This window comes from Heterorhizobium halophytocola (genome assembly GCF_017873095.1).
GTDB lineage: Bacteria > Pseudomonadota > Alphaproteobacteria > Rhizobiales > Rhizobiaceae > Allorhizobium > Allorhizobium halophytocola.
Window position 1 is genome coordinate 17,738 of record NZ_JAGGJU010000013.1, and the last position, 23,880, is coordinate 41,617.

Here is a 23,880-nt window from a genome sequence, read left to right on the forward strand (position 1 = left end):
TATACCCTCGGGAATGCCAACACAACTACGGAGATTTCACATGAAAATTCTGGTATTGGGCGCGACCGGCGCCACCGGCAGTCTGATCGTCGGCCAAGCCATCGCGAAGGGATACGAGGTCGTTGCCCTCGTTCGCTCCAAGGCAAAATCCGGGGACCTTACCGGCGCCGAACTTGTCGAAGGCGACGCCCGCGATCCCGCAGCTCTAGCCCGCGCCATCGCCGGCTGCGATGCCGTCATCAGTTCGCTAGGCACCGCCATGAGCCCGTTCAAGGAGGTGACCCTACTCTCGACAGCAACGCACGCTCTGGTCGGCGTGATGGAGCAGCAAAATGTCCGTCGTCTGATCTGCATCACAGGCCTCGGTGCCGGTGACAGCCGCGGCCATGGCGGCTTCTTCTTCGACTACCTGTTCCTGCCTCTGATGCTGCGCAAGGTCTATCAGGACAAGGATCGCCAGGAAGATGCGATCCGCGCCAGCACGCTCGACTGGACCATCGTCCGGCCGACGGTGCTCAACGACAAGCCGGCGCAAGGTCACATCAAGGCCCTGACCGATCTGTCAGGCATCCATGGTGGCACCATCGCCCGGGCCGATGTCGCCGAGTTCGTCGTGCTGCAGCTTGCCACCGACACGTGGCTGCGAAAAGCGCCGCTTATCACCTGGCGCGCGACAGGGACACGCGACCTTTAGCATCTCGTGGAAATCGGTGCGATGACGCGTACCGGTGAACGTCGGCATACCCGTTACTCGCTTTCGTTGCAGAGATAAATCGATGCCTATCTGATGAGCTCTATCAACGCCATTATTTAAGTGAACGGCTGTTCAATTCCTGTTCAAGAGCTGCCAATAGAGGAATAGCGCGCCACCGGTTTGTATCCCTTGGAGCGGAGAGGCGAGCAAAAGCTCTGCATTGTCGCCCGGAACTCTGGCGTTGTGACCGTTTAGCCCATGTCTGTCTTTTTGCGTCTCACCACTAGCGAGCGCACCATTTGTGCACGAGAGTGCTCGAACATGGGTCAGTTACAGCTTTAACGACTTCGGCTGTCAGCTTTTCGGGCGTGCCACGAGGCTAGAGACGCGCCGCCACATCAACACAGAAATCGATGAAGGCGCGAACTTTGGCTGGAGCATGCTTGCGTGATGGACGATAGGCAAATAGCGGAAAGCGCTCTCCGTGCCAGTCAGGAAAGAGGTCGATCAACTGGCCGGATGCCAGGAGATCGCCGACGCCCCAGCCGATGATCTGGCCGACGCCGCTGCCAGCCACACATTCGGCCAACATGGTCTTCGGATCGGTGAAGGTGAGTGGCCCGCTGGTATCAACCCCGATCACCTGTCCGTCGCGCACAAATTCCCAATCGAATGGTCTGCTGGTGTGCGGATCCAAGAACTGTAGGCAACGATGGTTGACGAGATCGGAAGGATGGCTTGGGCAGCCATAACGCTCGATATAGGCGGGTGCAGCAACCGTCAGGATCGGTGCCTCGATGAGCTTGCGAGCGATCAGCGAGGAAAACCGGGGGCGGCCGAAGCGGATCGCGAGATCAATCCTGTCCGACACCAGATTCCCTATGTGCTCAGTGGTGATGAATTCGATCGAGAGTTCCGGATAGAGTTCGCAAAACGTCCCGAGCCTGCCCGCCAGGACCAGCGGCAAGAAAAATGGATCAATATCGACCCGTAGCCGGCCCCGCACCGCAGATGACGCGCCGCCCGCCATGAGAGCGGCATCTTCAATGGCCTCAACATGCGGTTTGACCGTCTCGTAGAACCGCCGGCCCTCATCCGTCAGCGACACGGAACGGGTAGTGCGGTCAAGGAGCCTGATGCCGAGCCGGGCCTCCAGCCGGCTCACTGCGCGCGAAACACCGGAATCGGTGATCCCGCTCAGTGCCGCTGCCTTGACGAAGCTGCCCCCCTCCACCACCGCCGCCAACACGCTGATGCCGGAGAGCATTCGGCTGTCGAATGCCATAAAGCTATTCCTGATTTTTAGTCAGTAATCATCTGACAATAGCGCACTTAATTCAAGTCCCGCGTCGGATCATATTCCCTTCAGCGGATCAGCCGGCTGAAAGAGGAGTTTGAACATGAGCCAGGGAAACATACGCACGCTTTTCAAAGGCGCGACCGTCATCACCATGGATTCGGCTGTGCCGAACTTCGAATGCGGCGACGTGCTGGTCGACGGGACGCGGATCGCCGATATCGCCTCTTCGCTCTCTGTAGAAGACGCCGAGGTGATCGATGCCTCAGGCAAGATCATCGTGCCTGGTCTAGTCGATGCCCATCATCATATGTGGCTTGGCGCAATGCGTAGGATGATGCCGGACGTCGATGACCTGTTCGCCTACATCGACGTCGTCGCGGAGACGATAGGTAAACACTATCGTCCCGAGGATATGCACATCAGCACCAAGCTCACAGCTATTGCCTCTCTTGATGCCGGCATAACGACGATCATCGACGCCTGCCATTCCTCTCGCAACCCCGAACACACAGACGCCGCTCTCGACGCACTCGACAACAGCGGCGTCCGCGCGCTGCATATGGTCGGAACGGCAATGGACAAGCAAGCGTCGAGCGCCCACCTGCCTGACGATCTCGAACGGCTAGCCGCGCGTTGGAATCATGATGGAGGGCTGGTGCGCGTCGGCCTGTTCGGCCAGCTGCAGCGCGATTGGTGGCAGGCCGCCCGAGGGCTCGACATGCGCATCCTCACCGAGTTCATCGGCGATCTCTCCAAACTCGGACCGGAATTCGATGGCCTGCTCGGCGCGGATAACATATTCAATCATTGCACTCGCTTGCCCGAAGAAACCTGGAAACGACTTGCCGACGCCGGCGTGAATGTCACCGTCAATCCGCGCTCCGACGCCCTGTTCGGATTCGACGACGACAGCTTTGCCTATCAGCAGGCGGTCGATCACGGTCTGACACCGGCGATCGGCATTGACCTCGACACCGCCTTCGGCAGTGACATGTTTGGCGAAATGCACGCGCTGTTTTCCGGCCAGCGCTTCGCAATGCGTAATCGTCGCTTCCGTGGTGAGGCGGATGTGCCGGCAGCAATTACGGCAAAGGCGGTATTGGAGGCTGCCACCATCAACGGCGCCCGCGCCGCCGGCCTAGATAGCCAAATCGGCACACTGACTCCCGGCAAGCAGGCGGACCTGATCATGCTCCGGACCGATGGCATTGCCGTGTTCCCGGTCACCAACGCGATCGGCACGGTCGTTCAAGCCGTAGAGCGCGCCGATGTCGATACCGTCATGGTCGCGGGTCAGGTGCGCAAGCGGGGTGGCAAGCTTCTCGGCGTCGATGTTGAAAAGCTGAAGGCCGATGTCACCGCCTCGCGCGATCACCTCTTCGAAGCCGGCAATTACAACCCGCCATTCTTTTCTTGATGCCCAGGCGCTGTCCAAGGGCGGCGCTCTCCCTACCTCACCGTAAAAAAAGGAGGCTGTCATGTTAGCAGCCAGCACCATGTGTGAACCAGCGCAGGACACACTCTCGAGACCAGCGCCCGGGGTGATAGCCGCGCTATTCATAGGCTACCTCAGTGTCGGAATGCCTCTTCCGGTTATTCCACTTTTTCTTCACGACCATCTCGGTTTCGACAGTCTTACGGTCGGTCTCGTCATCGGCGTCCAGTTTGTCGCTACCGTGTTGACCCGCGGCTATGCGGGACGGATAACCGATGAACAAGGCGGAAAGCGCTCGGCGCTGATCGGCAGCGCCGTGTTGGGGATTGCCGGCCTGCTATATCTGATTGCCGCTTTGCTCGACTCCTCCCCGGTCGTCAGCATCGCCATTGTCGTCACTGGCCGGCTTGCAGCGGGTTTCGGCGAAAGCCAGTTCGTCACCGGCTGCGTCTCGTGGTCGATCGCCTCAGTGGGGCCTGAACGCTCCAGCATATCGATGTCCTGGACTGGGATAGCCATGTTCGCAGCCCTTGCAATCGGCGCCCCGGTCGGCATGGCGCTATATCAGGTCTATGGCCTCGAAGTGGCGATGATCGCCTGCGTCGCCGCTCCCCTTGTCGCCGCAGCAATCACCTTTCGCGAGCGCCCCTGGTTTTCGCCGGGTGGCGTGCGTGAGCCCTTCTATCGTGTCATTGGCCAGATCTGGCGCGAAGGCCTGGGCCTGATGCTGCAGGGCGTCGGTCTTGCCGGATTGACGGCATTTGCCTCGCTCTATTTTGCGGCGGAGCGTTCGGCCAATGCCGGCTGGGTAATGACCGCCTTCGGCGTCGGCTTCATCTTCGTCCGCCTCACCTTTGGCAGTCTGCCCGACAGGATCGGCGGCTACCGCGTCGCTATCTGGTCGCTTGCCGTCGAGGCCGCCGGCCAGGCCATGCTTTGGCTCGCGCCGAACCCCTATGTCGCATTCTTCGGTGCCTTCGTCACTGGTCTTGGCTGTGCGCTAGTGTTTCCAGGCTTTGGCGTCGAGGCCCTGGAGCGGGTTTCGCCTCCCAACCGTGGCAGCGCTATGGGCGCATTCGTCGCCTTTCTTGATATCGCTTACGCCATCTCCGGCCCGCTCGCAGGCCTCGTCGCAGCTCATTTCGGCTACGGCAGCGTCTACCTGCTCGGCGCTATAGCCGCCGTCCTCGGTATCCTCGTCGCGCGCTCCAGCCGCCCCGCCTGAAATCGATGGCCGGCGGTAAGCCGCCGGCTCCAGCATCTCAAAAGGATAAAGCCATGTCCCGCATCCTCATCACCGGATCCTCCGAAGGCCTTGGCCTGATGGCCGGGCAGCTTCTCGCTGAAGAAGGCCACACTGTCGCACTACACGCCCGCAACGCTGAACGTGCCAAGACGGCACGCAAGGGACTTTCGGGCGCCGAGGACGTTATCGAGGGCGATGTCTCGACCATCGCTGGTGCACGAAGCGTCGCCGAGCAGGCCAATGCACTTGGTACCTTCGATGCCGTGATCCACAATGTAGGAGTTGGCTATCGCGAGCCGCGGTGCGTCGAGACCGAAGACGGCCTGCCGCATGTGTTCGCGATCAATGTCATCGCCCCCTACATCTTGACCGCTTTAATCAAGCGCCCGAAACGCCTAGTCTATCTAAGCTCCGGCCTGCATCACCATGTCGAGCCCCATCTCGACGACGTGCTCTGGAGAAGGCGCCGTTGGAGCGGCATGGAGGCCTATTCGGAAAGCAAGCTCCACGACGTCCTTCTCGCCTTTGCCGTCGCCCGCAAATATTCGGATGTGCTGTCGAATGCGCTTGAACCTGGCTGGGTCGCAACCCGCATGGGTGGGGCCGGTGCCCCGGATGATCTAGATGAGGCCCATCGCACCCAAGCATGGCTTGCGGCGAGCGACGATCCGGCCGCACAGGTAAGCGGCCAGTATTTCTATCATATGGCACCGCTTGATCCCAATCCGCTTGCAAAAGATGCTGTGCTACAGGATCAGTTTCTTGAGATCTGCCACCGATTGACAGGAGTTCAGCTACCCTATTGAAGACTAAAGGAAATTGGAGGGGGCAGTCGCCCAGTGATATTCGCTTGCGGCCAAGGGACCCCCGTGTTGCTCGAACGACCGCACTCCCTTGGCGGGGGCGACGGTCACCCGAGGTACTGCCAAAGCATCTGGTCGTCGCCGGCTTTCATCCAGCCAATCGCAGGAGCACGATATATCATTGCAACGGCGATGAGATTGACGCTGGCCGGCAGCTGCGATGGCCGGATCGTCAGCATATCCGATGAAGCGCCGACGAAGATCTATGAACTGGTGGGACTCGTAGGTCCGCAAATGGAACCTTCGGCCGAGGCAATGGAAAATGCCTGCCACCCCCACGTCGATGCTTGGCTCATGCGGAAACTTGGTTTACGACCGACTGTGAGGACAGTTTATCAAGCCGCGCAGGAGGGAATAATGTAAGCACAGCCCGATGGACCAAGCCAGGCTGACCCCCATCTACAGCGACTATGTCCCCTGCCTCACCGAGGGCGACTGTACGAGGCTTGGAGAGCTTGCTGACAACGATATTGTTCACAATGGGCTTAAACTTGCGTTGGTCTTCAACCGGGCATGCTCGAACGGAACGTCCGACATTTCCGATCTTTGCTTTGAAACGGACCGTCTTCACGAAAGCGATGCGGTGGAGCGGGCAGTTCAGGAAACTATCCGCGATGCGGCAATAGCCTTAAGCTAACCGTGGTCCTCGGGCCGGTTCACATCCAACTGGCCGCGCGCGGTAGTGTCTCTCACGACAGTAATTTCAAGGGCTGGTGCTATCGCCATCGCTTCACATGGTCGACGAGTGCCCGAAGTTTCGGAGCGAGGTTGCGCCGGCTGGGGTAGTAAAGAAAAAAGCCGGCAAACGGAGGACAATACTCCTGAAGGAGAGGGACTAACTGACCAGACTCGACATAGGGCCTGAAGGTGTCCTCCATTCCAAAGGTGATGCCGCCGCCGGCACAGGCTATTCTGATCATAAGCCACATGTCGTTGGTCGAGATGTGCGGGTCGACCGCCACATCAAACTCGTGTCCATGCTGCCCGAACTCCCAACGATAGGGTGCGCGGTTTGGCGCGGGTCGCCAGCCGATGCAGCGATGGGCAGAGAGTTCCGAAGGATGCTCGGGCATTCCGAAACGTTCGATGTAGGATGGCGCAACGAAAGCCCCTTGGCGCTGCTCGCCCGACACTGGAACGGCAATCATGTCCTGGTCGATGACTTCGCCCAGGCGGACCCCCGCGTCATAACCTTCTGCGACAATGTCGAATTCCTCGTCCGTGACGGTCACGTCGACCTGAACGGCAGGAAATGCGTCCGCGAAACGCGCAAGAAGAGGCCCTGAGATGAACCGCTCGGCGATGGACGACACCGCCAGCCTCAGCAAACCGCTCGGTGCGCTGTCGCGATCAGCCGTCGCGTCGAGCGCCAGTCCGACTTCGGAAATCGCCGGCGCCACCCGCTGATACAGTTGCTCACCTGCTTCTGTGAGACTGACACTGCGCGTGGTGCGCTGCAAGAGTGCCACTCCCAGCCGATCTTCAAGACGCCGAATCGTCTGGCTGATCGCAGGCCTTGTGACGCCCAAATTCTCCGCGGCGACGCGAAAGCTGCGCGCTTCAGCGACTGCCAGGAATACGGAAATGCCATTCAGATCAATCGCCATTGGTTAGAAATAGTTACCACGGTCGTCATCATTGGGCAAGTTGTTCGCTCTCATCCACGCGTCTACCTTGGACCTGACAGCTAGGGGACAACTGACATGACACTTGATCGCTACAAACTTCTTGGACGCTCAGGCTTGCGGGTATCGCCGATGAGTCTCGGCACAATGACCTTCGGTTCCGAATGGGGATGGGGTGCTGATGGCGACGAGGCACGCCGCATCTTCGATCTTTATGTCGATCGTGGTGGCAACTTCATCGACACGGCGGTCAACTACACCGATGGCGGGGCCGAACGGCTGCTGGGGAGTTTCATCGGCCACAAGCGCGAGCGGATCGTTCTGGCAACGAAATTTACGATGGCACGCGAACCGGGCAATCCGAACTCTGGCGGTAACCACCGTCTCAACATGGTGCGTTCTGTCGAGCAGAGCCTCGATCAACTTGGCACGGATCGTATCGATCTCCTCTATCTCCATGCATGGGACATGACGACTCAGCCGGACGAGGTCATGCGCGGGCTCGATGACCTCGTCCGATCCGGAAAAGTGCTTTACCTCGGCATCTGCAACACGCCCGCATGGCGGGTTGCACAGTTGCAGACGCTTGCCGAAATCAGAGGTTGGTCGCCTTTCGTGGCGTTGCAGATCGAATACAGCCTGGTCGAACGGACCGTAGAACACGAGCTTCTGCCGATGGCGGAGGCGATGGGCCTCGGAGTTCTGCCGTGGTCGCCGCTCGGCGGCGGCGTGCTCACGGGCAAATATTCCCTTGCCGATGTCGAAGACTCGCAAGAGGCGGCCGTGTCTGCCAGCCGGAAGGGCGTCATAGCTTCGTCCGGTCATCTGAACAAACGTGCGATCGAAATTGCGGAGGAGGTGCGAGCCGTCGCCGAAGAGGCCGACTCGACACCATCACAGGTGGCGCTTGCCTGGACGCTGACCAATCCGAGCATCGTCTCTCCCATCATTGGCGCCCGCACGCTTACCCAGGCAGAAGACAACCTGGGGGCGCTAGAACTAAAGCTGACGCCGGACCAGCTGGATCGCCTGAACCGCATCAGTGCATCGAGCCCCATCTTTCCGACTCGCTTCACGCAACGCCCCCTCGTCCAGCAACTGATCTTTGGCGGTAATGCGGTCGAACGCCGCGACTGACCGCGGAAACGACGTAAGGCCTCTCGACGTGCACTTGGTGTCAGGGCCGGTCGACAGGTCCCATCAAGCCCTTAGTAACAGGACAGGACTGACAACATGCGCACTCTTCCGGCACGCGAGCAGGCCGGCAGCACGGGCCGAACGGCCCAAACCACCCGTCTTGCGACGCCGGTCGTGGCGGAGGGAACACGACATCTTTGCCGATGGCGACACGATTAGCATCCGTTTCGGCGCAACGGGGGCCACGACGTCTGGCCCACCTTATCGCAATCAGTTTGTCCGGATTTTCGAGATGAAGGACGGCCTTATCGCTCATGCAGAATCCTTCCGGGACCTCGTTGCCTACCAACAGGTGGTCGACAAAAACGCATCGCGTTCCCAATGACCGAGACTGCGACCTCGGCAGAACTAAGCGTGTGCCGAAGCAACATCGCGCGTCCAGGCGCGATCGCTTTCACCGAGAACAGTAACGCGCAACGGAGCCTGACCATGCGACAGCCATTTGCCGCACTCATCACAGCTGCCACCCTGTCGATCCAACCCGCACAAGCAGAGGAGACCAATGTGCAGCCGAACCACCCCTACGTTGGAATGTGGGTCACAGACGACAAGCGTGTGCGCCATGAACTTTTACCGAACGGACGCTATGTCGAGGCCCGCGGTCATCGGGAGCGAGCCTATGAGGGTCGCTACAAAGTCAAAGGGACGCATATCGAGTACTGGGATGACACAGGCTTCGCTGCCGACGGCGATTTCGTCGATGCCAACACACTGCACCATGGCGGCATGATCTTGCGTCGCAAGTAGGCCATCGGTTCGTATACGCTCAGCTGCGGGATGTTGGATACCCGGTCGTGGGTTCAGATCCGTTTAAGGCGGAGGCTATTGCAGCTTTGCGCCCGCGTTTCGGTCGTAGTGCGCGTCATCTCCCACGCCTGAAAGCGGACACGGCCTGGAGTAAAGAAGCCGCAACTCTCAAGGAGAACGTGGATACGAGGGTATGCCGTGTTCTTCAAGCGCTCGTCTTGATGAACCTTCTAGCTTAAACCGCCCCCCATTTCGACCCGACAGTCGGCATAAGCAGAAAGGCTTAAGCAACGGGCCGACATGTGCCAATATGCAGATTCACTTGCTTTTATGATAAGAGATCCGCGCTTTCCCTCAGGCCAGTTCCCTTTATAGTGATGTCGGAAGAGGGCCTCTTTGGATCAGCACCATTGGTAGACGACTTATCGAGAAAGCCCATCAGAGGCCCGATGTCGGCGGCGGTGCCTTGTTTGATCCTCCGACCGAACCCTCAAGCCCTTAGAGTACTTGGTAGATGATCCTTAATGTAGACGATTTCGAAATTGCCGCGCGTAAGAAGCTGCCACGTCCATTGTTTGGTTATATCGCGGGTGCTGCCGAGACAAATTCCGCATTTGCAGATAATCGCACCATTTTCTCTGAAATGCGGCTCGTCCCACATGTTCTTCGAGGTGTGGAAGGGCGTTCAATAGGCGCACCGCTGATGGGCCGCATGTGGGACGCACCTTTTGGCATAGCACCCATGGGCATTTCCGCGCTCATGGCATATGACGGCGACCTTGTGCTGGCACGGGCGGCAGCAACGGCGAACGTCCCGTTTATACTCAGTGGCTCTTCGCTCACACCTATGGAACGCGTGGTGGAGGCCTTTCCCGACGCTTGGTTTCAGGCCTATCTTCCAGGCGAAGATGACCGCATCCGCGCGCTCGTGGATCGCGTCGCCCGTGCTGGCTTCAAGACACTTGTCTTGACCGCCGACACCGCGGTACTTGCGAATCGCGAGAACAATCTGCGTGCCGGCTTTTCAACGCCGCTTCGGATATCTCCCCGCCTGATCGCTGATTTTGGGATCAAACCTCGATGGCTGCTCGGCACATTTCTTCGCACTCTCGTTTCCAAGGGAATGCCGCATTTCGAGAATTCTGACGCCGAACGCGGTGCTCCGATCATGTCCCAGAGGGCCGTGCGCGACTTCGGTCGGAAGGATCATTTAAACTGGGACCACGTAGCGAACATCCGTGACCAATGGAAAGGTGATCTTGTGATCAAGGGGGTACTGGCACGTGGCGATGTGGCGCGCGCCCGCACCCTCGGGTGCAGTGGCGTAATCCTGTCAAACCATGGAGGACGCCAACTTGATTTTGCCATTAGTGGCGTAAGAGCGCTGTCGGCAGCGCGATCCGAGGCTGGAAGCATGGCCCTGATGGTGGACGGGGGAATTCGGCGCGGCACGGATGTTATGAAGGCGCTGGCCTTGGGTGCCGATTTTGTGTTCGTCGGCAGGCCCATGTTGTTCGCGGCGGTCGTCAAGGGCGAATCTGGCGTTACGAAAGCCATCGACATTTTGAGGGCCGAGGTGCGGCGCGACCTCGGTCTCCTAGGGCTCCGATCGATCGAGGAAATCAGCGAATTTGTTCTGGAAAGAGCAGCAGACAACGGGAGCGTCAAGCACCCGAATACATAGGGGCGCCAAAGATACCGAGCTCTTCCGGAAATTCCGCCCTGAGAATGCTGCCGCTGTCCGACTCCGTGATAAAGAGCGAGCGACCGTCAGGACCACCAAAGGCACAATTCGTTGTGCCGAGGCCTCGCGGCGAGCGGACAACCGCAATCGGGCGGCCGAGCGCGTCGTGTACCCAGACCAGACCCATGCCCGTCTGGCAGACGACCACCCCGTTCTGTGCGGTCAGTGCGAGGCCGTCCGGCCCCGCCCGTCCACCGGAGAATTGAATGAAAAGGCCAGCCTTGTTGACACGCCCACTCGTCGACAACGGTAGGCGCCAAATCGCGTTCGCTCGTGTCACGGCCAGATAAAGCACATGCTCGTTGACATCGAGCACCAGCCCGTTCGGACTGGGCACTTTGTCGATCAAGCAGGCCAGCGCACCGCTGTCTGGCTGCCAACGATAAACCCTTCCTGTGGGGTCCTGCAGACCGGTCTGGCCCTGATCCGTAAAATAGAGAGCTCCATCCCTACCAAAATGCAGATCGTTACAGCCCTTGAACCCTTCCGTGTCGCAATCGCGGAGTGCATGGGAAATCACCCCGGTTTTCGGATCAAGCTGCATAATCCCGTTCTGGAAATCTGCGATGAAGATGCGCCCATCACGGTGGATCTTCAGACCATTCGGCTGGCCCTCATATTCTGCGACCTGCCGGACTTTGCCGGAAGGATCGCTGCATAAAATCCTACCGAAGGGGATATCGACGAACCACAGATTGCCTTCCAGATCGAAGGAAGGCCCCTCGAGAAAGCTGTCAACTGTCTGCCCACGGCGATTGCGCTCCGCCCAATAGGATGAAACGCCGGTTCGTCGAAGATCCGCCGGCAGTTCGGTAAAGATCTGCGCGTCGATGATCACCGGTTCGGGAAAGGGATAGGTGTGGGGCATGGTCTTATCCGAGTGTAAACGATGGCAGGAAGAGCGCGATTTGCGGGAAGGCGATCATCAGCAACATGAACAGCAGGATGATGGCGAAGAACGGCGCCGTGCCCATGACGACGTCTTCGACCTTCACATCCTTGGAGGAACTGGCGACCACGAACAGGATCACCCCGAGCGGGGGGGTCAATTGCCCGAGCTCGACCAGGATCACGACGAAGACACCGAACCACACCGGATCGACACCAAGCGCCACCAGAGCCGGAAAGATTACTGGTACGATGATTGCGATCATGCCCAACCCCTCCATGAAGCAGCCGAGGATGGCAAAGGTGACCATGATGATCAGCAGGAAGGCGAGGCGCGACACGTTTGCGTCGTCAAGCATCGCAACCAAGCTTTCTCCGACGCCCGAGAGCGCGGTCGCATAGGCAAAAATCATCGACGTGAACACGACGAAGAGGATGTTCCCGCTCATGATCGTTGTGCGTCGCAGCGCCTCAGATAATAACGTTACACTGAGCTTGCGATAGAGGGCGGCGATCAGAACTGCGCCTATCACACCGACGGCCCCGGCCTCAGTTGGCGTGGCAAATCCACCATAGATGCTGCCGAGTACGATCAGGATCAAAAGCAGGAAAGGCACAATGTCCAGCAGTGCGGCACCGAGTTCGGGCCACGTACTGCGCGTGATGTCTCTGGGCGCCAGATTGGGATTGATGAGGGCTCGGACGGCGATGAAGCCCATGTATAAAACGGCAAGCAAGATGCCGGGCAGCATGCCCGCCGCGAACAACCGCGCAATCGAGGTCTCGGTAAAGGTCGCATAGATGATCATGGTGATCGACGGCGGGATCAGGATGCCAAGGGTGCCGCCGGCGGCCAAAGATCCCGCGACGAGACGCTTGTCATAGCCACGAGCCGACAGTTCCGGCAAGGCTACGGTGGACATGGCCGCCGCGGTCGGGGCACTGCCACCCGCGATGGCGGAAAAGATTGCACTTCCCGCGATGTTCGTGTGCATGAGCCCGCCCGGCAGACGGCGCACAAACGGTGCGACACCATTGTAGAGCCGTTTCGAGAGACCTGAACCGAGAAGAACTTCGGCCATCAGCACGAAGAGCGGAATGGCAGCCAGGGTAAAGCTGTTGGCCGAGCCCCAACTGACGATGCCGAGCGCTTTCCAGCCGGCGAAGCCCTTCATCAGCCAGACGTAGAACAGGCCCGCACCGGCCACTGCGAACTGCACCCACATGCCGCCGACGATGAGGCCGATCAGGAGTCCGAATGCTAGAATTGATTCCATCAGGAGTTACTCTTGAACCTGTTAAAGGTCAGTAGGAATTGTTCGATCAGAAAAACCCCAATCACGGCAAATCCGGATGGCATCAAAAGTTGCGGAATCCAGAGTGGCGTATTCAAGACCGTGGGCGCGAACTTGCCGCGGGTAAAAGAGCTCATCATCAAGTCATTGGTCTTCATCATCATCACGGCGCAGATTACGAGTGCGAGGAGGGCGAAGATCCGCGCCATCCAGGCCTGCAGGCCTTCCGGCAGGACGTCGATGATGAAGCGAACCTGGAATAAGCTGCCAGCGCGCAGGGCAATGGCAGCTCCGAAGAAGGTCAGCATCACGACGCAATAGCCGCTGACCTCTTCAACGAAACCCAGAGAATAATTGAAGAGGCTGCGAGAAATCACTTCTGCGGCAACAAGCAGCACAAGAGATATCAGCACCACAGCGGTGGCGATTTTCGTCACCGCTGCGATCACGTCGAACAGAGAACCCGCGCTGGCATATTCGCCGGCAGAATCGTGATTCATCTCACTTACCGATCGCTGCTCGCACGGCCTTCAAGGCTTCCTCGTACTGGGGGCCATTTTCCTTCGCCCAGGTTTCCCAGAAGGGGGTGAGCTTTTCTCGGGCCATGGCAAGATCTCCATCCTTGAGGGGGGTTATCTTCATGCCGGCATCCGCCTGGGACTGCTGCTGGACCTTTTCATCCTCGATGAATTCGGCAGTCGTTTCCGGGCCTTCCTCGGAGACGATCTTGCGCAGGATATCCTGGTCCTTGTCGCTTAGAGCCTCAAAGGCATCCGTGTTGGCAATGATCATCGAGTTGCCGTAGTTGACCGGGAATCGATAATCGTAGGGCAGAAATTCATGCCAGTTCTTCGCGCCGCCCGCACTGGCGGTGAGGACACCTTCAATCACACCGCGCTCCAGCGCGGTGGGCACATCGGTGCCTGCAAGTGTGATCGGAGCGCCGCCGAATGCCTCGACAAACTTGCCTTGCTCTGGCGATGTGACCCGGATCTTGTGTCCGTTGAGATCACCAAGACTTTTCATCTCGAAGGTCGTGAAAATGGTCTGTTCGGGATAACGGTAGCCACCAAGCAGGGTGACGTCCTGTTCTGCGAAGGCCTTCTGCAGGATGGGTTCCATGGCCGACGAGGCCTTGGCCCATTCGTCGTCGTTCTCAATCAGCATGGGCAGGTTCAGCACCCGGGCGATCGGCACGCTGCCGGAGAAGAAGAAGTCTGCTGCGAAATCGACAACGCCATCGCCCACCGCCTGGGTGATGTCGGACGAGGCAATCTGCAGCGTCTTGCCGAGATGCAGTTCGATCTTGAGCTCGCCGTCGGTTTCCTTTCCGACCCGATCTACAATCCGGTTCATGCCCTTGACCGCGGACGTGGTCGAAACGGACGAGTAGGTGTAACCTGTCCAATCGTCGCCGTGGGCGACTGTAACAGATACGAACAATGCTGCGATCGCGCTGAGCGTCACGAGTTTCATGATCTTTTCTTCCTTCGGAGTTTGTCGAGTAATTCACGGCTTACCGATTTTGCGACCGGCTCTTATTTCCAAGGGGTCTTTTCCCAGAGCGCACCCACCACGTTGTCCTGCGTCTCGGCGATATCCCTGAATGCATCGCCGACGGCGAAAGCCATAGGATTGCCCTGGTCGGCCATCGTCTTCTGAAAATCGGCGTCGTTATTCACCGCGGTCAATACAGCCTGCAGCTTCTTAGCAACCTCGGGGGGAATGCCGGCCGGCCCTACGATGCCGCGAAGCGACGACATGTTGACGTCGTAACCAAGCTCTTTGGCCGTCGGAACATCGGCACGGAACGGGGACCGCTCCTTGGATAGAACGGCAAGAACTCTCAGGTCATCCTTGAATTCCGTTGTCTGGCTGAGTGCCATCGTGCCGGCTGCCACATGGCCGCCAAGTAGCGCGGTGCGGGCCATCGCGGCGCCCTTGAAGGGAACCAACGTGAATTCGACGCTGGACGCGTCTGCCATCATGTTGGCCGCAAAATGGTCGTTTCCGCCAAGGGAGGAAAGACCGAAAGTGATCGAACCAGGATCTTCCTTGGCCGATGCCAGCAGATCATCCAGGGTCTTGAACTCCGAGGATGCGCTGACAACAATCGTGTTGGGATCGTCCACGAAATTCGCCAGATAGGTGAAGCTGTCCGCTTTATAGTCCGCCTCGCGGTCCTTGGTTAGGGCCAGGGCGGCAGGCAAATTGAAGGTCCCGAGCGTGTAGCCGTCGGGCGCGGCATGCGCGACTTCCGTAAAGCCGATCTGGCCCCCGGCCCCCGGCATGTTCTTGACGATAACTGAAGCGCCGTTGCCCAGTTCCTTTTCCATGAACTTTGCGACGGTGCGCGCCATGACATCCGTGCCTCCGCCGGCAGAATATCCGACCACGATTTCGATCGGCTTTTCAGGATACTCGGCAATCGCCGGTAAGGTCGAGAGTGCAGTAAAGGCAAGTGCTGCAAGTATGGTCTTCATGACATAGTCCTCCCTCTGTCATTGGCAAAAATCTGATCATCAATGCGGTAGCATCCCGCTGCGCTCCGCCAAAAAAGATCCTCGCGCTCCTCCGCGCTGAGATCGCCCGCGAGCCGCTTGAACGCGTTCCAGAGCGTACGGTAGCCAAACTGACCCTTGTCGACCGGGAAATTGCTCTCGAACATTGCGCGCCGGGCTCCGAAGCATTCAAGACATTCCGCATAAAAGGGCGACCAGTCGGCAGCGAGTTCGGACGACAGGGGTGGCGTTTGCCTCTCCGCATATCGGTAACCCATGACCGACAACCCAAAGCCGCCGATCTTGATACGTGTATTGTGAAGGTCGGCAAGGCGGGAAAGTGCTTCACGCCATTCGGCGAAGGCGTTAGGGTCGCCGCGATGATAAGGGCCGACCCCGAGTGGCCCCCCGCAATGATCGACGATAATCGTAAGCTCGGGAACAGCCTTGGCCAAATGAAATACCTCGTCGAGCTGGGTCTGGTAGGCCCAGACGTCGAGGCTGAGGCCGTATTCCGCGACAATCCGCGCGCCGTCGAGAAACGCGGAGCTGCGCAGCAAGCCATCGGGGGGCGGCTGCGGATTGGACCGCACGGCCGGATGAGGATGGTAGGCGGTGGTGTTGCGTATGCCGCGCACCAGACCTTCACCGGCCTCCGCTAGGGCGTCGAGAACCGCGCGTACGCGGTCGCCAAGCTGCAGATCGGCGAAAGCAACGATGGCCGCGGGGTAGTTTGTCTGATGCCTGCACCACGACCGGATAGTTTCCACTTCGCCCACCGGCTGCAGCGCCGGCGCAAGGTCTTCTCTGTATCCGGTTCGGCACTGCACGAAGATGCTGGCTCTCACGTCATGGCCCGACAAGACGTCGTCGTACAACTCTTCGGCACGGTAACGGCCTTCAGGCCGGTCCCACAGATGATGATGTGGATCGAGGATGACCTGTTCAGGGGCCAGGACCTCCTCGCTGGTCAGGGCAAGCCAGTCTTCACGCACAGGAAAATGGGGGGTACTCGTCGCCATCGATCAACCGCCCGCCGTCTTGGCGCTTTTGGAAAGGCGACGCTTGATCATCGGTCCGACGATGACTGCGATCGTCAGCGCCACGATCACCAGGCTTGTGACGTTGGCGAAAAGGATCGACCAATCACCGCGCCCGATACGCAGCGCGAGCCTTAAATTTTCTTCCGCGAAGCCGCCAAGGATCAGGCCGAGAACGACCGGAGGCAGTGGGAACTTCAACTTGTCCATCACGTAGCCGATCGCGCCGAACAGGAGCATCAGATAGACATCGAACATGCGCCCATGGATGGAGTAGACGCCGATCAGCATCAACACGATGATCACCGATCCGAGGAGCGGGCGGGGCAGATTCAGGAGCCGCGCAAAGCTGTTGGTCGCCAGCGAGCCGCCAAGAAGTACCAGGAGAATTGCGCCGAACAGGAACTGCCACATGAAACCAAAGACGATGTCCGGGTTGTCGCGGAAGAGCATGGGTCCGGGTTGGAGACCGTGGATCAGGAGACCCCCGAGCATCACGGCCGCCACCGCCGTACCCGGAATGCCGAGCGTCAGTGCCGGAATGAGGGCGGATGCGGTGTCGGCATTGTTTGCCGTTTCGGCTGCCGCGACGCCTTCCGCTTCGCCGTTACCCCAGGTTTCTGGCGTCTTGCTGGCACGGCGCGCCTCGTTATAGGACATGAATGCCGCCATGGAGCCGCCCGCGCCGGGCAGAATGCCGATCCAGATGCCGATGATGGACGAGCGGATCCATGTCTTCCAGAAGCGCTTCATTTTAGGCAACGCGCGCCAGATCGGTTCGGTACCAAGCTTGCTGCCGCTGACCCCGTCGGTCTTCAGCGGCACTTCCAGAAGGTCGATCACCGGTGGCAGGGCGTAGAGGCCAACGAGTAGGATGACGATGTTGATGCCGTCGAGCATTTCAAGCTGGCCGAATGTGAACCTGTCCGTGCCAAAGATCGGATCGGAGCCGATGACCGAGACGAAGACGCCGAAACAGGCGCTGATCAAGCCCTTCACCGCGCTGCCGCCCAGCAGAAAGATAATGCTGGCAAGGCCGAAGACAGCCACCCAGAACACTTCCGAGGGTCCAAACAGCAGCGTGACCTTCGACAGAGGCGGTGCGAGCACCATGAGCGCGATGGCGCTGGCAATGCCACCAATCGAGGAGGACACCACGGCAACCTGCAGCGCAAAACCGCCTTCGCCCTTTTGCGCCATCGGATAACCGTCAAAGGTGGTGGCAACGGCGGCGGGCGTTCCGGGAATGCGCAGGAGCACAGCAGGAATTGCCCCGCCATACATGGCGCCATTGTAGATGCCGGCCATCAGGCCGAGTGCGACAAGCGGCGACAGTCCGAAGGTGAACGGCACCAGGACCGAAATTGCCATCGTGGCGCTGAGGCCTGGCATGGCGCCGACGATGATGCCGGCGATGACGCCGATGATGACGGCGGCAAGATTGCTGAGGGTGAGAACCTCGGGAAGCGCGTGGAGAAGTTCGGCATACATGGCTTAATCACTTTCCCCAGAGAAGACCTGTCGGGAATTGCTGCGCCATCGCGAAATCGAAGACCAGGTATATCGTCCCGACGACGATGACCGTGGCAGCGGCAAGGCCAAGCAGGTTCCGGTATCCAAAAATATAGGCGACCAGCGGCACGGCGATGGTGGTGGCCGCATAGAAGCCGATGAGCGAGGTCGCCCCCACATAGGCGACTATAAGCAGGAATGCGCCGGCGACCCGCATGGGTGCCTTGGTCATGGGCTCGGCGACATCGCCTGCTGCCGCCTTGCGCTGATCGGTGATCAGCAGAATGACGGAGAGGACTATCAGGCCCGTGAGCATGGCGACCGGCAAGAGGGCCGAGATCGCTTTCAACTCAAGTGCTGGGATCATGAATGCGGCTGCGACAGCAATGATTCCAACGGCCGTCAGGGTTTCCGGCCGCAGGACACGGGACATACGGGGTTCAGACATGGAACCGGCTCCGTTTAAGAGACTAAAGATGACGTGCGGCGTATCGGCCGCACGTCGGGACGGTCATCAGTTCCAGGGTGTGGTTTCCCATACGCCCTTCGCCAGATCGTAGAGATCTTTCGTCATCTTCTTGAAGTCGTCGCCAGTGACCACTTCGACCGGATTGGCGGTATCCTTCATGGCCTTCAGGAAATCCGGATCGTCCTTCAATTTGCCGAAAGCCGCTTCAAGTTTGGCTCTTGCATCGTCGGGAAGCCCGGCGGGAGCGACGAAGCCACGAAGGGAACCGTTGACCAGATCAAGTCCTTGTTCCTTGAAGGTGGGAAGATCCGGCGCGAACTCCGAGCGCTTGTCGAGTGCGACGCCCAGTATGTTAAGCTGGTCCTGGAATTCCGCGACCTCGGAAATATTGAGGATGCCCATGGCTACGTGGCCCCCCATCAGGGCGGTGCGTGCCGGCGCGGACCCCTTGAAGGGAACGATGGTGAACTCGGCGCCGATCAGATTTTGCAGTTTGATCAACGCAAAGTGGTCGTCGCCGCCGAGGCTCGACATGCCGACGGTAACGGCGCCGGGATTGGCTTTGGCCTCCTCAATCAGCTTGTCGAGCGTATCGAGGCCGCTTGCCTTCGACGTCACGATGACGTTGGGATCGTTCACGACATTGGCGAGATAGGTGAAGCTGTCGACGTCATAGTCGGACTTCCGGTCGATCGTTCTGGCCATCATGCCGGGCAGGTTGAACGTGCCGAGTGTGTAGCCGTCGGGCGCAGAGTGGGCGGTTTGCGTGACGCCGATCTGGCCGCTTGCTCCGGGCACGTTTTTGATGACAACGCTTGCGCCATTTCCGAGATATTTCTCGATGAAGGGGGCGACCGTACGGGCCATGACATCGGTGCCTCCGCCAGCGTCAAATCCCACGATCACCTCAATCGGCTTATTCGGATAATCCGCCGCAATGGCCGTTCCCGTGGCCATCAGGGCGGCCGTCGCAATGGCCGTCGTCTTCTTGATCAATTTCAACATGATAGTTTCCTCCTCCACATGTCGTTTTCAGGTATCCGGGAATGCGCAGCCCAGTTTTTTCAGGGCGGCATCGACCCAGCTTCGATCGTTCGTGCCGGCGGCAATTGCCTGCATTTGTTGAGTTTCCGCGTCCTGTTTGGCTTGAGTCTTGGCAAGAATTTCCTCGGCATCGGCCAGCGGTACGGACAGCACACCGTCGGAATCACCGATTATGATATCCCCTGGCTCGATCACCATGCCACCGATGCTGATCGGCACATTGATTTCCCCAGGGCCATCCTTGTATGGACCGCGATGGGTGACGCCCGCTGCATATGTCGGCAAGTTGGTGGCAACGAATGCATCAACATCGCGAATTGCGGCGTTCAACACAAAGCCGGAGACCCCCTTCTTCACGGCGTAGGCGAGCATCAGTTCGCCCATCAGCGCGTTGCTCAAATCGCCACCGGCATCGACAACGATCACGTCACCGGGGACGGCCATGTCTATGGCCTTGTGGAGCATCAAATTGTCGCCTGGACGGGACTTTACCGTAAGCGCAACACCCGCCATCCCGCCTGAAGCATGCATGGGACGAAGCGTCGGCCCGGCTGCCGTCATGCGCGACATCGAATCGGAAACATTGGCGACCGGAAGCGCAGCAAAGGCTTCAACCAGTTCTTTTGATGCGACTTTTCCGCGAGCGTTGATACGAAAACCGATGGACATTTCTATTCCTTCAATTGGCGAGTGAGGGATTGGCCGCGTCGAGCAGCATCCGGTTGGCGATCCGCGAGGGTGGCAAGGGCTCACCGGCTAGTACCTGGAGAATGCCATTGACAGCATCGATGCCCACGCGCGCGCCTGCTTCGCGAGTAACGCCGCCGATATGGGGGGTCATCACAATCCGCGGCTCCGCGAAGAAGGGGTGGTTCGCCCTGGGAGGCTCTACGGCAAAGGTATCGAGGCCGGCACCGGCAAGGTGGCCGCTCTGGATGGCGCTGAGGAGCGCTGTCTCGTCTATCAAGCCACCACGCGCTGTATTGATGACATAGGCTCCCACCGGCATACGCGCGATCGCTTCCGCATTCAGGATGTCGCGTGTCTGTTCGGTGAGTGGGCTATGGAGGCTGAGGATATCGGAGCGCGCCAGCATATCCTCGAAGCTGATGCAACGTTGGATGCCAAGTGCCTCGAATGCGCTGTCGTCGGAATAGGGGTCGTAGCCGATCACGTTCATGCCGAGCCCCTTCGCCATGCGGCCGGTAGCCTGCGCAATCGCGCCCATGGCCATCAGGCCGAGCGTCGCGCCGGCAATCTCGCGGCCGGAAAAGCCGGGCTTTTCCCATCGGCCGGCACGAAGGCCTGCATCCAGCGGCAGGATGCGCTTCATGACGGTCAGGAGCAGTGCGATCGCATGTTCGGCCACTGACACCGCATTTGCTCCGGCAGCGACCAGCACGGGAATGCCGCGACGCGAGGCAGCATCCAGGTCGATGTTGTCGACACCGACGCCGTGCTTGGAAATGACGCGCAACTGCGGCGCACCTGCCATCACACTTTCATCGATGCGGCCCATGCGCGACACAATGCCGACGGCTCCCGTGGATTGCAGATATTCCGAGATGACGGCGCTGTCTGCATAGGGTGGTGTGTGCACGGCCTCATAGCCATGCTCCATCAAAAGTTTCTTCGCGCTCGGATCAAGGTCCGGTCCGGTCACGAGAATTGTCTTGCTCATTGCACACGTCTCCAAACACACGCCCGGCAAGGCCCGTGTCGATCCTGATATTGTCTGGATTGGTTCGGCGAGCGGCTCCCGACGCTCACCAACAATCCTCCCTGCATCAACGCGTAAGGGAAAGTGTGGCTTCACAAAAGCGAATATTTCTGGTTATTAGATGAAGAAAATCTGGATATTCCTATGGACACACGCCAACTAAAAACCATTGTCGCGATCGTCGCGCAGGGCACATTTGCCAAAGCCGGCGACGCCGTAGGATTGACTCCGTCAGCGGTCAGTCAACAGGTACATGCGCTCGAAACAGAACTCGGCGCGACGCTCTTCGATCGGACGGCTAGGCCCCCGAAACTGACACCTGAAGGTATGCAGGTGCTGGAGATGGCGAAAAATATCCTGCGTGAGGAAGCGGATGCGAAGGCCAGCCTGAAAGGCGAGAAAATTGCCGGAACGCTGATGATCGGAGCCGTCCGCACCAGCGCCCTCAATCTGCTCCCAAGGGCCATGGTGCAGATGCGTGCGCAATATCCGCAGCTCAAGACGAACCTGCGCATCTCACTGTCCTCGCCCCTGATTGCCGATGTTGCCGGGGGTCGACTGGACGCTGCTATTGTTGCCGACCACATGGGCATTCCCCCGTCATTGCGATGGATCCCCTTTCTTCGGGAGCCGCTTTGGTTGATTGCCCCGAAGGAAACAAGTGAAACGAATGCACTCAAGCTTCTGAGGGAAACCCCCTATGTCCGCTTTAGAAGCCCCGTACCATTGGCAAATGTCATCGATGCCGAGATCTCCCGGCTCGGTATCGTGACCCAGGATATTGCCGAGATCGATACAATTGGTTCTATCGTTACCTGCGTTAGACAAGGACTTGGCGTTTCGATCGTACCCCAGGTCGCTCTTCAAGAGCCTGAAGACCTACAACTCGTGAAACTGGCTTTTGGTGACCCTCAGCTTACCCGGCAGATCGGAATAGTGGAACGAACTGTTTCGCCTCGCGCGGAGATCATTGCGCGTCTGCATGATACTCTTGCGACCCTATCTGGTGAGCATGGACTGGCGCGCGCCCCAAGCCTCTAGAACCGCATAAAGGAGCATGTCGCAAATTTTCTCAGGCAACTGCAAGCTGACAACGACGGTGAAATTTCGCTCCCGATGTAGAGGACCGCAGCCATGATTCTGAATGCCATTGCGGCGCGCTGAAGCGCCATTCTAAAAATGATTTCAAGGCGGCATTTTGAATGCCTGGCTCATTGTGCAGGCGGTGACATGGTATCTGCGGTACCCGATCAGCTATCGCGACCTGGAAGAGATGTTCCGGATGCGCGGCTTCGAGGGGCGCCATTGTTTTTACACCGCGAGAGTTTCTTGAGGGACTTTACGACCAGGGGAACGGTGGTTCAAATCCATTCAAGGCGATAACAATTTGATTTACGTGGCGTGAGCCCTGGTAGAATGCCGAAGCGAACGATCGAGCTCATTCCCACGTTGTCCATGAGATTGCGAGGGGCGATACCCATCAATGGCATCGCGGGCTGTTCAACGATCCCGAATCATTCCGATCGACCAGAGCAAAACGTCTTTTGTGCAACGCCTTGCCGGCGGCCAACAGCGCGTTGAACAGCCGGTGTGTGTGGCGACGTCGCGCGGGTCCCTGCTATGGCTTTGATCGACGGCTTGCTCTTATTAGTCGCGCGATGCACCGTCTTGAGCCTGGACGGAAAGCCCCCCGCTGGACGGTCACAAGATAGCGGGCGAGAGTAGTCACAGCGCCTGCCGTATCGATCCGGAATGCTCACTGGTTTTTAAGCCTTGCGGATGCCTGCGAGAAATTAGAGGATTGGCACAGAGACTAGAACGAGTTCCAGCGCACACAACGCGATTGGCAACAAGGTGCCGATATCGCTGATGAACGGCTTGTTGATTTCCATGAGAGCTGACCCGACGCTGGAGTGAACCCCTCGGGCTGGACCACGAGACAGGTAAAAACTGTTACACTCTGCGGGCCTCAATCGGAGAAGGCTGATGAAGTCCCGAGGTCCATATCGAGGGCATTCGACGCCGTTCAAATTGCAGCTTTGCCAGGATATTCGGAACGGCGTAATCGGACGGCGCGACGCTCAGCGAACATACGGCGATTCGGCCAACCTCATACAGCTATGGCTGACGCAGTTCGATCGCGGCGAACTGAACGACGAGGAGGCAGTGCTGTCTGCCGTCGACATGGCACTGAAGTCTGGCGTTCCGACCAAGACGCATGTGCTAAACCTGCTGCATCGGCTCGTTGACGGCAAATCCTTCACGCCGCCGACCCTTGATGCCCCTCAGGCACTGACGCTCACCAATGAACCCAAGGGCGATGTTCTATTGTTCACGGGATGAAGCATTCCCGGAGGTGTTCGACTACATCGAGATGTTCTACAACCCGGAAACGCAAGCATGTAAGATGCGGAATGCTATTGCCCGTCGAGTTCGAGAAGCAGCAGAAAATCTAACCCGAGGGTGTCTAGGAAACTCGGGGCTATTCACCCACTTGTGCATATCGCGCCACGCGAACCTAAAGAAAAGCCCCGGTTGCTAGCTATTAACCGGGGCCTGC

The 23,880-nt window shown here is 58.9% G+C and carries 22 protein-coding genes and 4 pseudogenes; 13 read left to right on the forward strand and 13 right to left on the reverse strand.

The features are described from left to right. The first annotated feature begins 40 nt into the window (after positions 1-40). Positions 41-694: an NAD(P)-dependent oxidoreductase gene (locus J2Z17_RS20790; protein ID WP_209947849.1), complete on the forward strand. Its 654-nt coding sequence runs from the start codon at positions 41-43 to the stop codon at positions 692-694. 379 nt (positions 695-1,073) lie between these two features. Here the strand turns inward: J2Z17_RS20790 and J2Z17_RS20795 are convergent, their stop codons facing one another. Continuing rightward, positions 1,074-1,979, reverse strand: coding sequence for a LysR family transcriptional regulator (locus J2Z17_RS20795; RefSeq protein WP_209947851.1), 906 nt, complete (start codon positions 1,977-1,979; stop codon positions 1,074-1,076). Positions 1,980-2,094: 115 nt separating this feature from the next. Here J2Z17_RS20795 and J2Z17_RS20800 point away from each other — a divergent pair, with 115 nt between their 5' ends. From J2Z17_RS20800 to J2Z17_RS20815, 4 genes are all read left to right on the forward strand, one after another. After that, on the forward strand, positions 2,095-3,411 hold the full coding sequence (locus J2Z17_RS20800) for an amidohydrolase family protein (RefSeq protein ID WP_209947853.1): 1,317 nt from the start codon (positions 2,095-2,097) through the stop codon (positions 3,409-3,411). Positions 3,412-3,490: 79 nt separating this feature from the next. After that, positions 3,491-4,654 carry an arabinose transporter gene (locus tag J2Z17_RS20805; protein ID WP_280923391.1) on the forward strand — a complete coding sequence of 388 codons (1,164 nt, stop codon included), beginning with the start codon at positions 3,491-3,493 and terminating at the stop codon, positions 4,652-4,654. Between the two features lie 53 nt (positions 4,655-4,707). Then, the gene (locus J2Z17_RS20810) at positions 4,708-5,481 is read left to right on the forward strand and encodes an SDR family NAD(P)-dependent oxidoreductase (RefSeq protein ID WP_209947857.1); all 774 of its coding nucleotides are present in this window, start codon (positions 4,708-4,710) and stop codon (positions 5,479-5,481) included. Between the two features lie 430 nt (positions 5,482-5,911). Beyond that, on the forward strand, positions 5,912-6,175 hold the full coding sequence (locus J2Z17_RS20815; RefSeq protein ID WP_209947859.1) for a hypothetical protein: 264 nt from the start codon (positions 5,912-5,914) through the stop codon (positions 6,173-6,175). A 79-nt stretch (positions 6,176-6,254) separates the two neighbouring features. Here J2Z17_RS20815 and J2Z17_RS20820 read toward each other — a convergent pair whose 3' ends face one another. Continuing rightward, positions 6,255-7,145, reverse strand: coding sequence for a LysR family transcriptional regulator (locus tag J2Z17_RS20820; protein ID WP_209947861.1), 891 nt, complete (start codon positions 7,143-7,145; stop codon positions 6,255-6,257). Positions 7,146-7,241: 96 nt separating this feature from the next. On the opposite strand from J2Z17_RS20820, the gene J2Z17_RS20825 reads away from it, so the two are divergent. From J2Z17_RS20825 to J2Z17_RS20835, 3 genes are all read left to right on the forward strand, one after another. Beyond that, positions 7,242-8,300 (forward strand): aldo/keto reductase, encoded by a 1,059-nt coding sequence (locus tag J2Z17_RS20825; RefSeq protein WP_209947863.1) that lies wholly within the window; start codon positions 7,242-7,244, stop codon positions 8,298-8,300. A 489-nt stretch (positions 8,301-8,789) separates the two neighbouring features. Continuing rightward, positions 8,790-9,107: an Atu4866 domain-containing protein gene (locus J2Z17_RS20830; RefSeq protein ID WP_209948156.1), complete on the forward strand. Its 318-nt coding sequence runs from the start codon at positions 8,790-8,792 to the stop codon at positions 9,105-9,107. Between the two features lie 514 nt (positions 9,108-9,621). Continuing rightward, complete coding sequence (locus tag J2Z17_RS20835) at positions 9,622-10,791, forward strand: alpha-hydroxy acid oxidase (RefSeq protein WP_209947865.1); 1,170 nt, start codon at positions 9,622-9,624, stop codon at positions 10,789-10,791. Here J2Z17_RS20835 and J2Z17_RS20840 read toward each other — a convergent pair. From J2Z17_RS20840 to J2Z17_RS20890, 11 genes are all read right to left on the reverse strand, one after another. Next, on the reverse strand, positions 10,772-11,719 hold the full coding sequence (locus J2Z17_RS20840) for an SMP-30/gluconolactonase/LRE family protein (protein ID WP_209947868.1): 948 nt from the start codon (positions 11,717-11,719) through the stop codon (positions 10,772-10,774). The two genes, J2Z17_RS20835 and J2Z17_RS20840, sit on opposite strands and share 20 nt — an antisense overlap. Before the next feature lie 4 nt (positions 11,720-11,723). Next, on the reverse strand, positions 11,724-13,016 hold the full coding sequence (locus tag J2Z17_RS20845; protein ID WP_209947870.1) for a TRAP transporter large permease: 1,293 nt from the start codon (positions 13,014-13,016) through the stop codon (positions 11,724-11,726). Further along, the gene (locus J2Z17_RS20850) at positions 13,016-13,534 is read right to left on the reverse strand and encodes a TRAP transporter small permease (RefSeq protein ID WP_209947872.1); all 519 of its coding nucleotides are present in this window, start codon (positions 13,532-13,534) and stop codon (positions 13,016-13,018) included. Before J2Z17_RS20850 ends, J2Z17_RS20845 begins: the two co-directional genes overlap by 1 nt. Position 13,535: 1 nt before the next feature. Then, positions 13,536-14,510, reverse strand: a complete 975-nt coding sequence (dctP, locus tag J2Z17_RS20855; RefSeq protein WP_209947874.1) for a TRAP transporter substrate-binding protein DctP — start codon at positions 14,508-14,510, stop codon at positions 13,536-13,538. A 62-nt stretch (positions 14,511-14,572) separates the two neighbouring features. Beyond that, the gene (locus J2Z17_RS20860) at positions 14,573-15,517 is read right to left on the reverse strand and encodes a tripartite tricarboxylate transporter substrate binding protein (protein WP_209947876.1); all 945 of its coding nucleotides are present in this window, start codon (positions 15,515-15,517) and stop codon (positions 14,573-14,575) included. Beyond that, positions 15,514-16,557, reverse strand: a complete 1,044-nt coding sequence (locus J2Z17_RS20865) for an amidohydrolase family protein (RefSeq protein WP_209947878.1) — start codon at positions 16,555-16,557, stop codon at positions 15,514-15,516. Before J2Z17_RS20865 ends, J2Z17_RS20860 begins: the two co-directional genes overlap by 4 nt. 3 nt (positions 16,558-16,560) lie before the next feature. Then, positions 16,561-18,066, reverse strand: coding sequence for a tripartite tricarboxylate transporter permease (locus tag J2Z17_RS20870; protein ID WP_209947880.1), 1,506 nt, complete (start codon positions 18,064-18,066; stop codon positions 16,561-16,563). Positions 18,067-18,073: 7 nt separating this feature from the next. Continuing rightward, entirely contained in the window at positions 18,074-18,535 is a 462-nt protein-coding gene (locus tag J2Z17_RS20875; protein ID WP_209947882.1) for a tripartite tricarboxylate transporter TctB family protein, read from the reverse strand. A gap of 66 nt (positions 18,536-18,601) precedes the next feature. Then, a complete protein-coding gene (locus J2Z17_RS20880; protein ID WP_209947884.1) occupies positions 18,602-19,561 on the reverse strand; it encodes a Bug family tripartite tricarboxylate transporter substrate binding protein in 960 nt (319 codons plus the stop codon). Positions 19,562-19,588: 27 nt separating this feature from the next. Beyond that, positions 19,589-20,269 (reverse strand): RraA family protein, encoded by a 681-nt coding sequence (locus tag J2Z17_RS20885; protein ID WP_209947886.1) that lies wholly within the window; start codon positions 20,267-20,269, stop codon positions 19,589-19,591. Between the two features lie 10 nt (positions 20,270-20,279). Continuing rightward, a complete protein-coding gene (locus tag J2Z17_RS20890; protein WP_209947888.1) occupies positions 20,280-21,281 on the reverse strand; it encodes a hydroxyacid dehydrogenase in 1,002 nt (333 codons plus the stop codon). Between the two features lie 123 nt (positions 21,282-21,404). Between J2Z17_RS20890 and J2Z17_RS20895 the strand changes: the two genes are divergently transcribed. From J2Z17_RS20895 to J2Z17_RS25310, 5 genes and pseudogenes are all read left to right on the forward strand, one after another. Beyond that, a complete protein-coding gene (locus J2Z17_RS20895; RefSeq protein WP_209947890.1) occupies positions 21,405-22,361 on the forward strand; it encodes a LysR substrate-binding domain-containing protein in 957 nt (318 codons plus the stop codon). Between the two features lie 93 nt (positions 22,362-22,454). After that, a pseudogene (locus J2Z17_RS20900) lies at positions 22,455-22,626 on the forward strand (IS6 family transposase); the annotation flags it as partial. Positions 22,627-23,071: 445 nt separating this feature from the next. Beyond that, positions 23,072-23,237, forward strand: a pseudogene (locus J2Z17_RS25660) (integrase core domain-containing protein); the annotation flags it as partial. A gap of 234 nt (positions 23,238-23,471) precedes the next feature. Further along, a pseudogene (locus J2Z17_RS25305) lies at positions 23,472-23,663 on the forward strand (IS21 family transposase); the annotation flags it as partial. Beyond that, positions 23,647-23,776 (forward strand): annotated as a pseudogene (locus J2Z17_RS25310) (IS3 family transposase); the annotation flags it as partial. The pseudogenes J2Z17_RS25305 and J2Z17_RS25310, both read left to right, overlap by 17 nt. Positions 23,777-23,880 lie beyond the last annotated feature (104 nt).

Excerpts from the sequence above, each read along its gene's own strand:
- J2Z17_RS20790 (WP_209947849.1), top strand. The coding sequence starts at position 41 with ATGAAAATTCTGGTATTGGGCGCGACCGGCGCCACCGGCAGTCTGATC.
- J2Z17_RS20795 (WP_209947851.1), bottom strand. The coding sequence starts at position 1,979 with ATGGCATTCGACAGCCGAATGCTCTCCGGCATCAGCGTGTTGGCGGCG.
- J2Z17_RS20800 (WP_209947853.1), top strand. The coding sequence starts at position 2,095 with ATGAGCCAGGGAAACATACGCACGCTTTTCAAAGGCGCGACCGTCATC.
- J2Z17_RS20805 (WP_280923391.1), top strand. The coding sequence starts at position 3,491 with ATGTGTGAACCAGCGCAGGACACACTCTCGAGACCAGCGCCCGGGGTG.
- J2Z17_RS20810 (WP_209947857.1), top strand. The coding sequence starts at position 4,708 with ATGTCCCGCATCCTCATCACCGGATCCTCCGAAGGCCTTGGCCTGATG.
- J2Z17_RS20815 (WP_209947859.1), top strand. The coding sequence starts at position 5,912 with ATGGACCAAGCCAGGCTGACCCCCATCTACAGCGACTATGTCCCCTGC.
- J2Z17_RS20820 (WP_209947861.1), bottom strand. The coding sequence starts at position 7,145 with ATGGCGATTGATCTGAATGGCATTTCCGTATTCCTGGCAGTCGCTGAA.
- J2Z17_RS20825 (WP_209947863.1), top strand. The coding sequence starts at position 7,242 with ATGACACTTGATCGCTACAAACTTCTTGGACGCTCAGGCTTGCGGGTA.
- J2Z17_RS20830 (WP_209948156.1), top strand. The coding sequence starts at position 8,790 with ATGCGACAGCCATTTGCCGCACTCATCACAGCTGCCACCCTGTCGATC.
- J2Z17_RS20835 (WP_209947865.1), top strand. The coding sequence starts at position 9,622 with ATGATCCTTAATGTAGACGATTTCGAAATTGCCGCGCGTAAGAAGCTG.
- J2Z17_RS20840 (WP_209947868.1), bottom strand. The coding sequence starts at position 11,719 with ATGCCCCACACCTATCCCTTTCCCGAACCGGTGATCATCGACGCGCAG.
- J2Z17_RS20845 (WP_209947870.1), bottom strand. The coding sequence starts at position 13,016 with ATGGAATCAATTCTAGCATTCGGACTCCTGATCGGCCTCATCGTCGGC.
- J2Z17_RS20850 (WP_209947872.1), bottom strand. The coding sequence starts at position 13,534 with ATGAATCACGATTCTGCCGGCGAATATGCCAGCGCGGGTTCTCTGTTC.
- dctP (WP_209947874.1), bottom strand. The coding sequence starts at position 14,510 with ATGAAACTCGTGACGCTCAGCGCGATCGCAGCATTGTTCGTATCTGTT.
- J2Z17_RS20860 (WP_209947876.1), bottom strand. The coding sequence starts at position 15,517 with ATGAAGACCATACTTGCAGCACTTGCCTTTACTGCACTCTCGACCTTA.
- J2Z17_RS20865 (WP_209947878.1), bottom strand. The coding sequence starts at position 16,557 with ATGGCGACGAGTACCCCCCATTTTCCTGTGCGTGAAGACTGGCTTGCC.
- J2Z17_RS20870 (WP_209947880.1), bottom strand. The coding sequence starts at position 18,066 with ATGTATGCCGAACTTCTCCACGCGCTTCCCGAGGTTCTCACCCTCAGC.
- J2Z17_RS20875 (WP_209947882.1), bottom strand. The coding sequence starts at position 18,535 with ATGTCTGAACCCCGTATGTCCCGTGTCCTGCGGCCGGAAACCCTGACG.
- J2Z17_RS20880 (WP_209947884.1), bottom strand. The coding sequence starts at position 19,561 with ATGTTGAAATTGATCAAGAAGACGACGGCCATTGCGACGGCCGCCCTG.
- J2Z17_RS20885 (WP_209947886.1), bottom strand. The coding sequence starts at position 20,269 with ATGTCCATCGGTTTTCGTATCAACGCTCGCGGAAAAGTCGCATCAAAA.
- J2Z17_RS20890 (WP_209947888.1), bottom strand. The coding sequence starts at position 21,281 with ATGAGCAAGACAATTCTCGTGACCGGACCGGACCTTGATCCGAGCGCG.